Origin of the sequence: Prauserella endophytica (assembly GCF_005146945.1) — a bacterium.
GTDB lineage: Bacteria > Actinomycetota > Actinomycetes > Mycobacteriales > Pseudonocardiaceae > Prauserella_A > Prauserella_A endophytica.
The window spans coordinates 1-14,221 of sequence record NZ_SWMS01000009.1 but is presented as its reverse complement, the minus strand read 5'-3'; the positions used below and the strand labels follow the sequence as shown (position 1 = coordinate 14,221).

Here is a 14,221-nt window from a genome sequence, read left to right as displayed (position 1 = left end):
TCCTCGCGTGGAACTCAGACGACCAGCTGGTCGATCTCCCCGCGAGCGTCTTCGTGGTAGGACACCGGCAGCCGGTAGTTCTTCGCCAGGAGTGCGAGCAACGTCAGGTGGCTGTGGCCGGACTCCGAAGCCGGCGAGAGCCGCTTCCAGCCGACGCCCTGCACCGCGATCCACACCCCCGGCGAGCCGCTCGCCGACCAGAGGTTCAGCACCGCCCTGCCGGTGACCCAGCCGGTCGGCGGGTTCTGCCCGTTCTGCACGGGCGCGGGCCGCTGCTGGCCGGAGCCGTCGACAGGCGGCGTGTAGGGGTCCCAGCCCATCGGCACCGGAGCGGGCGGCGGGGTGTACGGATCCCAGCCCGTTGGCGCGGGCGGCGGGCTGTACGGATCCCACCCCATCGGCGCCGGAGCCGGGCGCGGCGGGCTGTACGGATCCCAGCCCATCGGCGCCGGAGCGGCCGGGGGCGGGGCGTACGGATCCCAGCCGGTGGGCGGCGCGGGCTGCGGCGTCTGGGTCGGTGTGTCCTCGACCGGTTCGGCAGGCTGCTCCTGCGCCGGCGGGTTCTCGGTCACCGTGTCGTCGGTCATCGGCCTTCTCCGTGGTTCGTCAGTGGGCGGGGTGGATCATGCTGAGCTCGTCGTCGTCGATGAACGGCACGAACGCTCTTCCGCTGGCCCTGGCGGTGCTGAGCAGGGCGAGCGTGGCGGTGGTGCCGTCCGGCCCGCCGGAGAGCCGGGTCCAGCCCAGGTTCTCCAGGTAGGCCCAGCCGTTGGCGTCGTGCGCGGTGGCGAACAGACCGAGTGCGCGCTGCGCGGGCAGCCACGCGCGCAGGCTCACCCCGGTGCAGCCGAGAGTGGTCGGCCTCGGCTCGGGGTAGTCCTCGATATAGGCCTCGCCGTAGGCGATGCGGAGGAACCCGTTCTCACCCCAGTCGGGGCCCCAGGAGTTCTTCGCGATCCAGCAGCCCGCGTCGTCGTCCCACCCGATGAGCGCGACGCAGTGTCCACCGCTCGTCTCTTCCGTGGTGTGCCGGTAAACGCCGCCGGTGTAGTGGAACAGGTCGTCATAGACGACGAGGCAGGCCGTGACAGCTCCGTACGTGTAGAGATGCTGCTTGATGGCGGCCGGGTCCTGGCTGAGGTCCACCACGCCCTCGGCCTTCGCCAGCCGGTCGCGCCACCCGGGGTTGAGCGCCCCTGAGTCGTCGTCGTAGTACGGGTAGTGGTCGTCGAAGGTGACCCCGATCCGCTCGCAGTCGACGAACAGCTCGTCCGGCCACGTACCGTCGGGCGTGATCGCCTCGCGTGCCGCGGCGTGCCCGAAGAACAGGTGCGCCTCGGAGAGGTTCAGCCGCAGCCCCGGCGCCCTGCGCGTGTAGGCCGCGGTGGTCTCCAGTGCGGCGATGGTGCCGAACGCGCTGCAGGAACCGATCTCCCCCTGGTCTTTGACGTCGGTGACGTAGGCGCGTCCGTCGACGTCGCGCAGGTCGAACCGCCTCGGGAGGTGGGGCGTAGGCTCGTGCTGCACTTCCGCGGGCTCGCGGGACACCGCCAGCGCGGCCTCGGCCATCCGGCCCGGCAGGTCCGACCTTGTCCTGATCTCCTCGGCGGCGGGCGGCGGAACGCCCAGCCTCGCCTTGCGCGCGTCCTTCGACAGCCTGCTCAGCCGGGTCTCACCGCAACGCCACGGGTCGCCCAGCGCGGCGAGCGAGTCGCGAATGCCCGCGATCTCGGCCACGCATGGGTGGTCGGGGCTCATGTGGGTCCTCCAGAGAGCGGTGGAACGTGCCGTCGCCCATAGGACGCGGCTCGACCCCTCTCAGATACACCCCGGGTAAGACTTTTTTCATCTCGAGGCCGTCGGCAGGGTGAGGAGGCGGGGGCTACCTCACCCTTCGGCGTCGCGCTCGCGCCGGACCCGCTCCCGGTGCCAGCGGTCGAACAGCGCGGGGATCTCCTTGACGATGAAGTCGAGGAAGTCGGCCATGCGGGTCAGGCGCACCCCGGCCGGGGTCTCCGGTCCGACGGCGTCGACGCCTTCGAGGGTCGCGTCCAGCCACATCCGGAGCATGCGGTCGCGTTTGAGGAACGAGGCGAACCAGAAGTCGTCGTAGAGCCGGTAGTGGTCACGGCGTTCGCCGGGCTGACGTTCCTTGCTGATCAGGCCGACCTGTTCGAGGTAACGCACGGCGCCCGAGATCGCGGCGGGGCTCACGGAGAGCGTGCCTGCCAGGTCGGCGGCGTTCATCCGGCCGCTGTCCGAGACCGTCAGCGCGGCGAAGACCCTGGCCGGCATCCGGGGGAAGCCGATCTGCGACAGGGTCAGCGCGAGGTTCTCGACGTAGGCGCGAACTCGCTCCTCGTCACGGTCTGCGGCCGGATCACGTTGCGACTGCGGTCTGCTCGACATGCGAACCATCCTTCCCGAGGTCTGGTCGATCACCCAATCCATACGTTTTCTTAACTTCACAACTTTGTGAAATGAGTGTAGCTTCGGTCGCATGGAAAACGCCATCTCCGTCAGTGGCCTGCGCAAGTCGTTCGGGTCGACCGTGGCCCTCGACGGACTCGACCTTTCCGTCGCCACCGGCGAGGTTCACGGTTTTCTCGGTCCGAACGGCTCGGGCAAATCGACCACCATCCGCGTGCTGCTGGGACTCCTGCGCGCCGACGGGGGCACGGTGCGCCTGCTCGACGGCGACCCCTGGCGCGACGCGGCGAGCCTGCACCGGCGGCTCGCCTACGTGCCCGGCGACGTCAACCTGTGGCCCAACCTCTCCGGCGGCGAGGTGATCGATCTGCTCGGCAGGCTGCGCGGCGGGCTCGACCAGCGGCGCCGCAACGAGCTCATCGAGCGCTTCGACCTCGACCCGAAGAAGAAGGGCCGCACCTACTCGAAGGGCAACCGGCAGAAGGTCGCCATCGTCGCCGCGCTCGCGTCCAACGTCGAACTGCTGCTGCTGGACGAGCCGACCTCGGGCCTCGACCCGCTCATGGAGGCCACGTTCCAGTACGCGATCCAGGAGGAACGCGAGCAGGGCCGCACGGTGCTGCTGTCCAGCCACATCCTCGCCGAGGTCGAGGCGCTGTGCGACCGGGTCAGCATCATCCGCAACGGGCGCACCGTGGAGACCGGCACGCTGGCCGACCTGCGCCACCTGACCCGGACATCGATCTCCGCCGAACTGGCCGGGCACCCCAACGGGCTCTCCAAGCTCGAGAACGTCCACGACCTGCGGATCGAAGGCAATCGGGTGCAGTTCGACGTCGAGACCCACTCGCTCGACGAGGCGCTGCGCAGCCTCACCAGCATCGGGGTGCGCAGCCTGACCAGCCAGCCGCCGACGCTCGAGGAGCTCTTCCTGCGGCACTACACCGAGCATGCGAAGGCGGGCTCGACATCATGACCAGGACGTTGGAGCGTCCCGCCGCCGCGCACGAGGTCTCCGGAAGGGGCAACCACCTCGCGGGCACGTGGCAGCTCGTGCGGCTGGCCCTGCGCCGGGACCGCGTCGTGCTGCCCATCTGGGTCGTGGTGCTCGGGGTGATGGCCTCCGCGGGCGCCGGCGCGTACGAGACGCTCTACCCCACGCAGGCGGAGCGGGAGGCGCTGACCGCGACGATGGGTGCCAACCCGTCGCTGACGCTGCTCTACGGTCCCGCGTTCGACCTGGGCACGGCAGGCGGGTTCGCCGCGTGGCGCTACGGCGCCATCCTCTCCCTGTTCATCGCTCTGGCCTGCATCTTCACGGTCACGCGCCACACAAGGCAGGAGGAGGACACCGGGAGGCAGGAGCTGCTCTCCTCGGCCGTGGTGGGCCGCTACGCCGCTCTGACCGCCGCTGTGCTCGTCGCCGCGTTCGGGGCGGTGCTCACCGGCGGGCTCATGGCCGCCAGCCTGATCGGCGTCGGCCTGCCCGCGACCGGCTCGCTCGCGTTCGGCGCGAGCATGGCGCTCGCCGGGCTCGTGTTCACCGGTGTCGCCGCGATCACCGCTCAGGTCGCCGAGTACTCGCGCACCGCGAACGGCATCGCTTCCGCCGTGCTCGGCGTGACGTTCCTGATCCGCGCCGTCGGTGACGCCGCGGTCGACGCGAGCTGGCTGTCCTGGCTCTCGCCGATCGGCTGGGCCACGCAGGTGAGGGCGTTCGCCGACGAGCGGTGGTGGGTGCTCGGGCTGCTGGCCTTCGCCGCCGTACTGCTCGCCGCGGTCGGCTACCGGCTGCTGCCCATGCGGGACGTGGGCATGAGTCTGATCCCGGCCCAGCCGGGTCCGCCGCACGCGGCTGCCGGGCTGCGCACGCCCTTCGCCCTCGCGTGGCGGATGCAGCGTGGGGTGCTACTCGGCTGGGGAATCGGGTTCGCGGTCTTCGGCGCGCTGTTCGGCTCGCTCGCGGCGGGGGTCGGCGACCTGCTCGGCGACAGTGCGCAAACGCAGCAGATAATGGCGCGACTGGGCGGTTCGCAGAGCATGGTCGACGCCTTTCTCGCGTCGATGGGCGGGATCATGGCGATGATCGCCTCGCTCTACGTCGTGCAGGCCACCCTGCGGCTGCGGGCCGAGGAGACGGCCGTGCGGGTGGAACCCCTGCTGGCGACGCGAGTGAGCAGGTTCCGCTTGGCAGCGAGCCACCTCGTGTTCCCACTGCTGGGCAGTGCCCTGCTGCTGGCTGTCGCCGGGTTCGCCGTCGGCCTGTTGCACGGGTTGCGCGTGGAGGACCTCGGCGGCCAGCTCCCCGCCGTGTTCGGCGCGGCGATGGCCCAGCTCCCCGCCGTGTGGCTCGTGGCCGGGGTGGCCGTGGCCCTGTTCGGGCTGCTGCCCAAGCTTTCCACCGCGGCGTGGGCGGTTGCGGCGCTGTTCCTGCTCATCAGCATGTTCGGCCCGGTCGCCAACCTGAGCCAGACGGTGCTCAACCTCTCGCCGTTCCAGCACATCCCGAAGCTGCCGAGCGCGGAGTTCACGGCGACGCCGCTTCTGTGGCTGACCGGGCTCGCGGTGGTTCTCGTCGGCGCGGGTCTGGCCGGGTTCCGCCGTCGCGACATCGGTTAGCGGCTGGGGTGAGTCGAGCCCGGGTCCGTCGGGGGGCCCGGGCTCGACTCGCGTGTGGACGGTCGCACACGTGGGTGTGAGGGCTCCGTTCGCGCAGATCGCTGGCCTTGTCACGGGTTCGCGGGGCACACTCGGAAGCACGTTCCCCAGTATTCGGAGAGGAGGAGTGCGATGTCCGCGCCGATGAGCCTTCCGTCGCGGCTCGACCCGCTGGTCGAGTTCTACGGCCGATGGAACACCGGGCGTGCCGAGGACTGCCTGCCGCTCCCCCTGGCTCGTGCGGCCAAGTACGAATGCCTGGGGGGCTACCTGACCACCAGCCCACATGCCGGTTCCGCCAACTCCTACGGGGAGTTCCGGCTCGCGGCGTTGCTGGACGGGCCGGTCCGCGCGGCCGGGTTCGTGCCGTACGGCACCGTGAACCTGCGATTCGCCGACGACACGTGGATCCAGCCGGAGCTGGCGGTGCTGCGCGAGCCCGCCGGCGGGGTCACGTGGGTGTCGCCGGAACAGGTGCTGCTGCTCGTCGAGTTCGCGGAGGGCGAGCGGCACGGGCAGCACCGGATCGACAGGCCGGAGTTGTGCGCCCACGCCGGTGTCCCGTGGTACCTGTGGGTCGAGATCGACTACCCGGCCAGATCGGTCTACGTGCGGCTGAGCGGCCTCGTCGACGGGCACTACGAGGAGCGGGTGGCAGCGGGCTCCGGCGAGCGGCTCCGGTTCACCGAGCCGTTCCCGGTCGAGCTCGATCCCGCCGAGCTGCTGGAACCATGAGCGCTCACGTGCCGTCGCGGACGGTGCCGTCGGCATCCACGGTGAGCTTCGCCTGCGGTCCCATCGCCGGGCAGTGCGGGCCGTTCGGATACACCGGTTCGGGGGTGATGTCCAACGTCTGACGGGATGTCTCCGCGCCGTCGTCACCGGTGATCGTGAGCGTCACTCGCACCGGCAGCTCGGGCAGGTCGTCGACGGTCGCGAAGCCGTGCTTCCCTCCGGTCTCCCGCACCTCGGCGGAACAGACGGCGTCCGGCTGGTCGCCGCCGCAGCCGGTGTCGATCGCCTCCGTCGAGGGGGACAGCTCCAGCGGGTAGGTCCGGCACTTCCCGGCCCAGCAGGCTTCGAGTGCCGCTGTGCTCGCCGCCGCGGCGGACGGGCCCGGTGCGAGGTCGACGCTCACGCCGCGAGGGGCGCCGATCTCGGTGCACGCGACCTGACCACCGCCGGTGCCCGCCGAGGTACCGCATCCGGCGACGAGCAGGAGCGCGAGCAGGGAAAGTCTTCGCATGCCGCGAAGACGGTCGAAGCCCGGCCTCCGGTTGCACGTCTGGCTACCGTTTTCGGATGGAGACCACGGATCGGCCGCGAGCACTCCGGTTCCGGCTCGCCGGGCAGTCGCTCGGCCGGCGGTCACCGAAGAGCGAGCTGGGAGCCGTCGCCGGTGCGGTTGCCGTGCAGAACACACCGCCCGGCTCGGCGGGGCAGGCGTTGCACGCCCGGCTCACCGGGCTCACCCCGCGCGGGCTCCAGGCGGAGGTGGAGACCGGCAGGACGCTCGTGCAGCTATGGGCGATGCGTGGCGCGCCGCATCTGGTGCCGGTCGAGGACGCGGCGGTGTACACCACCGGGTTGCTTCCCGACGGCGAGGAGTCGTGTCTGCACTTCATCCAGGGTGCGACCGACCACCTCGCCCGGTTCGGACTCGGCGCGACCGACGCCGTGGAGTACACGTGCGAGGCGCTGCCCGGGGTGCTCGACGGGCGGCACCTGAGCAAGGACGAGCTGGGCGCCGCGCTCGCCGAGAAGGTGGGCGAGCACCTGCCACGGCGGCTGCGCGGGGCGTGGACGGAGCCGGACGGGCTGGGCTCCAACACCTACGGGCAGAGCGTCGTGCGGTACGCGCTGTACGTGGTGTCTCTGCACGGCGTGCTGTGCATTGCCTCCCAGCCCAGGGGCAACGCGCGGTTCGCGCTGACCGAGCAGTGGCTGGGCAGGCGGTTGCCGTCGTGGGAAGCGGGCCGGGCGCGGGCGGAGCTGGTGCGGCGGTATCTGCGCTGCCACGGTCCGTCCACCTCGGCGGAGTTCGCGACGTGGTCGGGCACGGCGCCCGCGTTCGCGGCGGCGTCGTGGGAGCTGGTGGCCGGTGAGCTCACCGAGGTGGGTTACCGCGACGGCTCGGCGTGGGTGCTCACCGAGGACCTGCCGACGCTGCGGGAACCGCCCGCGGCCCAGGGTGTGCGCCTGCTGCCGCCGCACGATCCGCTGCTCGCGACCAGGGACCGCGCGGCGCTGGTCGCCGGCGACCGGGCGCGCAGGCAGGTCTGGCGCAGCCAGGGCAGCCCGGGCGTGGTGCTCGCCGATGGCGAGGTCGTCGCGCTCTGGCGGCCCAGCAAGAAGGGGAACACGGTGACGATCGGTGTCGAGGGGTTTGGCCCGCTCGACGACGAGGTGAGGGAGACGATAACCAGGGAAGCCGAGACGCTGGCACCGTTCCGGGGCGCCAGGGACGCGCGTGTCACGGTGACCTCACCGGGGTAGCCCAGCTGTATGGACGACGTGATCGGACGCATTCCCAAACAGCTGCTCATCGACGGCAAGTGGCAGGACTCGGCCGACGCGAGCACGTTCGGCGTCGACGATCCGGGCAACGAGCGGCGTCTGTGCGAGATCGCCGATGGGCAGGCCGCCGACGCGGAGGCGGCGGTCGAGGCCGCGGTCACCGCGCAGGAGAGCTGGGCGCGCACGCCACCGCGCGAGCGCGGCGAGATCCTGCGCCGGGCCTTCGAGCTGATGACGGAACGCGCCGACGAGCTGGCTCTGCTCATGACGCTCGAGATGGGCAAGAGCCTCACGGAGTCGCGGGCCGAGGTGACCTACGCGGCCGAGTTCTTCCGGTGGTTCTCGGAGGAGGCGGTGCGCATCGACGGCCGGTACTCGCCGAACCCGGCGGGTGGTGGGCGGACGATCGTCACCCGGCAGCCGGTGGGCCCGTGCCTGCTGGTGACGCCGTGGAACTTCCCGCTGGCGATGGGTACGCGCAAGATCGGTCCGGCGGTGGCCGCGGGCTGCACGATGATCGTCAAGCCACCGCAGCTGACGCCGTTGTCGATGCTGAACCTGGCCGCGCTGCTCACCGAGGCCGGGCTACCCGACGGCGTGCTGAACGTCGTGCCCAGCACCTCGGCGACGCGGATCGTCAACCCGGTGCTCGGCGACGCGCGGGTGCGGAAGATGTCGTTCACCGGCTCGACGGAGGTCGGGCGCAAGCTCGTGGAGCAGTGCGCGCCGAACCTCCAGCGGATGTCGATGGAGCTCGGCGGCAACGCGCCGTTTCTGGTGTTCGCCGACGCCGACCTCGACGCCGCGGTGCAGGGGGCCGTCACGGCGAAGATGCGCAACAACGGCGAGTCGTGCGTGGCCGCGAACCGGTTCCACGTCGCCGAGCCGGTCGCCGAGGAGTTCACGCGGCGGCTCACCGAGAAGCTGGGACAGCTTCGGATCGGTCACGGAACCGAGGAGGGCGTGTCGGTGGGGCCGCTGATCAACCAGGGTCAGCGGGACAAGGTGATCGAGCTGGTCGACGACGCGCTCGGCCGCGGCGCCACCGCGACCACCGGTGGCGAGCCGCTGGAAGGAAAGGGGTTCTTCTACCGGCCGACGGTTCTCTCCGGCGTACCGGAGGGCGCGCGGATCCTGCGGGAGGAGGTCTTCGGCCCGGTCGCGCCGGTCACCACGTTCACCGACGAGGACGAGGCCGTCGCGCTGGCGGGCGACACCGAGTTCGGGCTCGTCGGCTACCTGTTCACGCGGGATCTCGACCGCGCGATCCGGGTCGGCGAAGCCCTGCAGACCGGCATGGTCGGAATCAACACCGGCCTCGTGTCCAACCCGGCCGCGCCGTTCGGCGGGGTGAAGGCGTCCGGTTTCGGCCGCGAGGGCGGGCACGAGGGCATCGACGAGTACCTCGACACGAAGTACCTGGCGGTGGCCGTCGGAGCGTCCTAGAGCAGCTCGGACAGCACCGCCTCGGCCTCGTCCACGCGTTCGTCCGCGGCCGCGAACCGCTTGCGGGCCTCCATGGTTCGCTTGCGTGCCTTGGCTTCCGCTTCCTCCGCGAGGCGCAGCTCGCGCGCGGCGTCGTTGCGGGCGGCGCGAGCCTTCGAGAGCGCCTCGCGGGCGCGGTGGCGCTCCTCCCGCAGGCGGCGGGCGTCGTCGTCGCCCCGCGGTTCCTCCTGCTCGGGTTCCTTCGGCTCCGGCTGCTTCTGTTTCGGCTCGGCTCGCTTGGGCGCGGGCTTCTCGGGCTCGGCCCGTTCCGGCTCCGGCCGCTTCTTCGGCTCCGCTCGCTTCGGCTCGGACCCCTTCGGCTCCGCCCGCTTCGGCTGGGACCCCTTCGGTTCCGGTCTCTTCGGCTGGGGCTTCGGTTCCGGCTTCCGTTCTGGCCTGGCCGGTGCGGGGCCGAGGGCCATCCAGTCGCCTGCGAAGGCGTCGCCCGGCCGCAGTGCGGACGTGAGCCTGCCCTCGGTGACCGCCCTGGCCGACTCGGGATCGGTGAGCGCGGCGTCGAGGGTGTCGTAGACCTCCCTGACCACCGACTCACCGGGCTTGTCGTCGCCCAGCTTCGCCGCGCGGTCGGTGAGCGTCTGCACAAGCTCGTGCCTGCGCCGTGACAGGGCCCGCAGGTCCTCGCCGGCCAGCTCGGAGTGCGCCCGGCGCAGCGCGTCGCCGAGCTCGGCCAGCTCGGCGACGTCCTCGGGACGGCTCCTCGCGAGCCGGTTGACCAGCCACGCCGCGCTCGTCGGCTTGCGCAGGCCCTTGATCCTGGTCGCGAGGTCCTTGTCACCCGCCTTGCGGGCCTCGGCGGCCCGGCGGTCGCGAGCCGGGGTGAACTCGTCCCGGTCCAGCTCGTACAGCTCATCGGCGACCGACTCGAAATCCATGCCCTCCAGCCTGCCCCTTCGTGGCGGCCGTGGCGGCGCGAAACGGCGATTAGGGTGGGTGACGTGGGAGTGACGGAGATCGAGTTCTACTGGCGGCCAGGCTGCGGATTCTGCGCGATGCTGCGCCGGCAGCTGGACGGCAGCGGACTGCCGGTGCGTGCCGTGAACATCTGGGAGGATCCGGACGCCGCGGCCCGCGTGCGGTCGGTCGCGAACGGCAACGAGACGGTGCCGACCGTGTTCGTCGGGGAGCGCGCGCTCGTCAACCCCAGCATGAAGGAGCTGCTCGCTCTGGTGGGCGCCGAAGCCCCTCATCTGCTGGAGAAGTAGGGGCTGCAACCCCCTGCAACCCTTGTCGCGCGCGCCGGGGCGCGCCGACAGTGGAGCCCGCACAGCTCGCAATGTGGCGAATTGCTGGATCGGAGGCTCCGTTGACGATCGACCACCCCGCCGAGGCCACCACCCGCGCGGACACCTGGCTCACCGCTTTCCAGGACGCACTCAGCGCCCGCGACGTCGAGCGAGCCGCCTCGCTCTTCGCCGACGAGTGCTACTGGCGCGACCTCGTCTCGTTCACGTGGAACCTGCTGACGGTCGAAGGCCGGGACAGCGTCGCCGACCTGCTCAGGGGCACTCTCGAGCACACCGACCCGCGGGGCTTCACCATCACCGGCGAACCCTCCGAGGCCGACGGCGTCACCGAGGCGTGGCTGAGCTTCGAGACCGCCACCGGTCGTGGCACCGGGCACGTGCGCCTCGTCGACGGCAAGGCCTGGACTCTGTTGACCACCCTCGACGAGCTCAAGGGGCACGAGGAGCCGCGCAAACTCAACCGGCCGAAGGGCACCGAGCACGGCGCCAACCGCGACCGCGTGACCTGGCTGGAACAGCGCGAGGCGGAGCAGGCCGAGCTCGGCTACACCCGGCAGCCCGAGGTGGTGGTGATCGGCGGCGGCCAGGGCGGCATCGCACTCGGTGCGCGGCTGCGTCAGCTCGGCGTGCCCACGATCATCGTCGAGCGCAACGAGCGGCCAGGCGACTCCTGGCGCAAGCGGTACAAGTCGCTCGCCCTGCACGATCCCGTCTGGTACGACCACCTGCCGTACCTGCCGTTCCCGGACAACTGGCCGGTCTTCGCGCCGAAGGACAAGATCGGCGACTGGCTGGAGATGTACACGAAGGTCATGGAGCTCAACTACTGGGGCTCCACCACCGCCCGCAGCGCCACCTACGACGAGCGCGCACAACAGTGGGAGGTCGTGGTCGACCGCGCGGGCGAGGAGGTGACGCTGCGGCCCCGCCAGCTCGTGTTCGCCCTCGGGGTTTCGGGCAAGCCGAACGTGCCGGTGTTCCCGGGCCAGGACCGCTTCCTCGGCGAACAGCACCACTCGTCACAGCACCCCGGCGCCGACGCGTACGCGGGCAAGAAGGCCGTGGTGATCGGCTCGAACAACTCGGCGCACGACATCTGCGGTGCGCTGTGGGAGGCCGGGGCCGACGTCACGATGGTGCAGCGGTCCTCGACGTGTGTGATCAAGTCCGACTCGCTGATGGAGCACGGTCTCGGCCCGCTGTACTCCGAGCAGGCCGTGGCGTCCGGTGTGGACACTCGCACCGCGGACCTGATCTTCGCCTCGCTGCCGTACCGCATCATGGCGCAGTTCCAGAAGCCGGTCTACGACACCATTCGCGAGCAGGACGCCGACTTCTACGAGAAGCTGGAGCGAGCCGGGTTCGAGCTCGACTTCGGCGACGACGACTCGGGCTTGTTCATGAAGTACCTGCGCCGGGGATCGGGCTACTACATCGATGTCGGCGCCGCCCAGCTCGTCGCCGACGGCAGCGTGAAGCTCGCGAAGGGCCAGGTGGCCGAGCTGACCGAGCGCGAGGTGGTGCTCGACGACGGCACGCGCCTCGAGGCGGATCTCGTCGTCTACGCCACGGGCTTCGGGTCAATGAACGGCCTCGCCGCCGACATCGTCGGGCAGGAGATGGCCGACCGCGTCGGCAAGGTGTGGGGCCTCGGCTCCGGCACCACCAAGGACCCTGGCCCGTGGGAGGGCGAGCAGCGCAACATGTGGAAGCCCACGCAGCAGCAGGCGCTGTGGTTCCACGGCGGCAACCTGCACCAGTCGCGGCACTACTCGCTGTACCTCGCGCTGCAGCTCAAGGCCCGCGCCGAGGGCATCCCGACGCCGGTCTACGGCCTGCAGCCCTCCCATCACACGTCCTGAGGAGGAAACCCGTGAAGGCAGCACGGTTCCACGGACGGGGCGACGTCCGCGTCGACGACCTGCCCGAGCCGCATCCGGGGCCGGGTCAGGTGCAGATCGCGGTGGAGTGGTGCGGCATCTGCGGCACCGACCTGCACGAGTACCTGGACGGCCCGATCTTCGCGCCGACGCCGGAGTCGCCACACCCGCTCACGGGCGGGGCGGTGCCGATCACGCTCGGGCACGAGTTCTCCGGGGTCGTGGCCGAGCTCGGAGACGGTGTCACCGGGCTGAAGGAGGGCGACCGCGTGGTGGTGGAGCCCTACGACGTGTGCGGGCACTGCGTCGCGTGCAAGGCGGGGCGGTACAACATCTGCCGCTCGCTCGGGTTCATCGGGCTCGACGGCGACCAGGGCGGCTTCGCGGAGAAGGCCGTGGTCGACCAGCGGTGGGTGCATCCCATCGGCGACCTGACCACAGAGCAGGGCGCGCTCATCGAGCCGCTCTCGGTGGGCTACCACGCGGCGAAGCTCTCGGGCCTGCGCGAGGGGGAGACGGCGGCGGTGTTCGGGTCCGGCCCGATCGGTCTGGTCACCGCCGCCGCGCTCAGGGCGGTCGGCGCGGGGCAGGTGATCGTGGTGGAACCGGCCGCCGCGCGGAAGGCCAAGGCGCCGGGAGCCGGTGCCCACACGGTGCTCGATCCGTCCGAAGTGGATGTCGCGGAAGCGATCCGCGAGCTCACGGGCGGCGCCGGCGCGGACGTGACGTTCGAGTGCGCGGGCATCGACGCGGTGCTGGCCTCGGCCATCGCCTCGACCAAACCGGGCGGCGCGTGCGTCAACGTGTCGATCTGGGGACACCCCGCGACGCTCGACGTCAACTCGCTCGTGCTGTCGGAGATCAGCCTCATCGGCTCGCTCGCCTACGCCAACCGCCACCCGGAAACCATCCGGCTCGTCCAGGACGGCGTGGTCGACGTCGAACAGTTCATCACCGGCCGCATCGGCCTCGACGACATCGTCGAACACGGCTTCCGCGAACTCATCGACCACAAGGAGAGCAACGTCAAGATCCTCGTCCACCCCTGAAAAACCCACAGACGGCGTGCCGCTGCCCCTGGCACCTGACCGGGCAGCGGCACTGCCCCGTGCGCTGAGCACGCCGGCGGTTGACAGGCGAGTGTGTCGAGGGTCACAGTTAGCCATACAACCGGATAGCGGCCAAAGCGTACGCAATGCGTACACGTTCGACTGCACTCGATGAGGAGGCGCCGTGCGAACAGACCCGCGAACGCTGCGGACGTGCCTCGGCCACTTCGCCACCGGGGTCACGGTGGTGACATGCGAGGGCGACGGCACGGCACACGGCGCGACCGTGAACTCCTTCACCGCCGTGTCACTCGAACCTCCGCTCGTCCTCGTGTCCCTCGACCGCAACACGAAGGCGTGCAAGTACCTCGACGGCAAACCCTTCACGATCAACGTCCTGCGCGAGCGGCAACAGGACCTCGCGCTGCACTTCGCGGGCAAACCGATGGCCGACGAGCCCGAGTGGGAGCACCCCGGTGGCGACCTCGCCCCTCGGCTCGCGGGCGCGCTCGCCACGGCCGCCTGCGCGCCGTGGCGCAGCTACGACGGCGGCGACCACGTGCTCTACCTCGGCGAAATCCGCGAGATCTCGTTCAGCGACGGTGATCCGCTCGTGTTCTACGCCGGAAAGTTCCGCCACCTCGGCAAGGCCGTCGGCACCGTCCCGTGGCTGGAGTCCGGCGACTGCCCCAGCCTGTCCTGGTTCCCCGCAGGCTGAACCGGGCTCGCTTAGCTGCCGTGAACCATGCAAAGGAGCAGAAAGTGACGGCACAGCAGGAAACCTCCACCAGCACCGAAGGCCCGCGCACGACGCGCCCGATGACAGGTGACGAGTACATCGAGAGCATCCGCGACGGCCGGGAGATCTTCATCTACGGCGACAGGGTCGCCGACGTCACCACCCACCCGGCGTTCCGCAACTCGGTGCGGATGACCG

At 70.8% G+C, this 14,221-nt stretch carries 15 protein-coding genes; 10 read left to right on the top strand and 5 right to left on the bottom strand.

Translation table 11 applies throughout. The features are described 5' to 3' along the window. Window positions 1-14: 14 nt before the first annotated feature. The 3 genes from FCN18_RS17420 to FCN18_RS17410 form a co-directional block, all read right to left on the bottom strand. Complete coding sequence (locus tag FCN18_RS17420) at window positions 15-587, bottom strand: hypothetical protein (RefSeq protein ID WP_137095631.1); 573 nt, start codon at window positions 585-587, stop codon at window positions 15-17. Window positions 588-606: 19 nt separating this feature from the next. After that, window positions 607-1,758 (bottom strand): C1 family peptidase, encoded by a 1,152-nt coding sequence (locus FCN18_RS17415; protein ID WP_137095630.1) that lies wholly within the window; start codon window positions 1,756-1,758, stop codon window positions 607-609. 129 nt (window positions 1,759-1,887) lie between these two features. After that, on the bottom strand, window positions 1,888-2,409 hold the full coding sequence (locus FCN18_RS17410; protein WP_113641307.1) for a GbsR/MarR family transcriptional regulator: 522 nt from the start codon (window positions 2,407-2,409) through the stop codon (window positions 1,888-1,890). 91 nt (window positions 2,410-2,500) lie between these two features. On the opposite strand from FCN18_RS17410, the gene FCN18_RS17405 reads away from it, so the two are divergent. From FCN18_RS17405 to FCN18_RS17395, 3 genes are all read left to right on the top strand, one after another. Then, window positions 2,501-3,406 (top strand): ABC transporter ATP-binding protein, encoded by a 906-nt coding sequence (locus FCN18_RS17405; protein WP_112265137.1) that lies wholly within the window; start codon window positions 2,501-2,503, stop codon window positions 3,404-3,406. After that, window positions 3,403-5,049: an ABC transporter permease gene (locus tag FCN18_RS17400; RefSeq protein ID WP_112265139.1), complete on the top strand. Its 1,647-nt coding sequence runs from the start codon at window positions 3,403-3,405 to the stop codon at window positions 5,047-5,049. The genes FCN18_RS17405 and FCN18_RS17400 overlap by 4 nt, the downstream gene beginning before the upstream one ends. 171 nt (window positions 5,050-5,220) lie before the next feature. Beyond that, on the top strand, window positions 5,221-5,823 hold the full coding sequence (locus FCN18_RS17395) for a Uma2 family endonuclease (RefSeq protein ID WP_137095629.1): 603 nt from the start codon (window positions 5,221-5,223) through the stop codon (window positions 5,821-5,823). Window positions 5,824-5,827: 4 nt separating this feature from the next. Here the strand turns inward: FCN18_RS17395 and FCN18_RS17390 are convergent, their stop codons facing one another. Next, window positions 5,828-6,334, bottom strand: a complete 507-nt coding sequence (locus FCN18_RS17390; RefSeq protein ID WP_137095628.1) for a hypothetical protein — start codon at window positions 6,332-6,334, stop codon at window positions 5,828-5,830. A 56-nt stretch (window positions 6,335-6,390) separates the two neighbouring features. Here FCN18_RS17390 and FCN18_RS17385 point away from each other — a divergent pair, with 56 nt between their 5' ends. Beyond that, the gene (locus tag FCN18_RS17385) at window positions 6,391-7,584 is read left to right on the top strand and encodes a winged helix DNA-binding domain-containing protein (protein WP_137095627.1); all 1,194 of its coding nucleotides are present in this window, start codon (window positions 6,391-6,393) and stop codon (window positions 7,582-7,584) included. Between the two features lie 9 nt (window positions 7,585-7,593). Beyond that, window positions 7,594-9,051 (top strand): NAD-dependent succinate-semialdehyde dehydrogenase, encoded by a 1,458-nt coding sequence (locus tag FCN18_RS17380; RefSeq protein ID WP_137095626.1) that lies wholly within the window; start codon window positions 7,594-7,596, stop codon window positions 9,049-9,051. Here the strand turns inward: FCN18_RS17380 and FCN18_RS17375 are convergent. Beyond that, on the bottom strand, window positions 9,048-9,983 hold the full coding sequence (locus FCN18_RS17375; protein WP_206077930.1) for a hypothetical protein: 936 nt from the start codon (window positions 9,981-9,983) through the stop codon (window positions 9,048-9,050). The two genes, FCN18_RS17380 and FCN18_RS17375, sit on opposite strands and share 4 nt — an antisense overlap. Window positions 9,984-10,046: 63 nt before the next feature. Here FCN18_RS17375 and FCN18_RS17370 point away from each other — a divergent pair, with 63 nt between their 5' ends. The 5 genes from FCN18_RS17370 to FCN18_RS17350 form a co-directional block, all read left to right on the top strand. Beyond that, window positions 10,047-10,313: a glutaredoxin domain-containing protein gene (locus FCN18_RS17370; protein WP_137095625.1), complete on the top strand. Its 267-nt coding sequence runs from the start codon at window positions 10,047-10,049 to the stop codon at window positions 10,311-10,313. Window positions 10,314-10,384: 71 nt separating this feature from the next. Continuing rightward, window positions 10,385-12,217, top strand: a complete 1,833-nt coding sequence (locus FCN18_RS17365; protein ID WP_137095624.1) for an NAD(P)/FAD-dependent oxidoreductase — start codon at window positions 10,385-10,387, stop codon at window positions 12,215-12,217. Window positions 12,218-12,228: 11 nt separating this feature from the next. Then, window positions 12,229-13,284: a 2,3-butanediol dehydrogenase gene (locus FCN18_RS17360; RefSeq protein ID WP_137095623.1), complete on the top strand. Its 1,056-nt coding sequence runs from the start codon at window positions 12,229-12,231 to the stop codon at window positions 13,282-13,284. A gap of 184 nt (window positions 13,285-13,468) precedes the next feature. Continuing rightward, window positions 13,469-14,002, top strand: coding sequence for a flavin reductase family protein (locus FCN18_RS17355; protein WP_137095622.1), 534 nt, complete (start codon window positions 13,469-13,471; stop codon window positions 14,000-14,002). 44 nt (window positions 14,003-14,046) lie between these two features. Beyond that, on the top strand, window positions 14,047-14,221 hold a 175-nt coding region (locus FCN18_RS17350; protein WP_323808365.1), incomplete at its 3' end, for a 4-hydroxyphenylacetate 3-hydroxylase N-terminal domain-containing protein.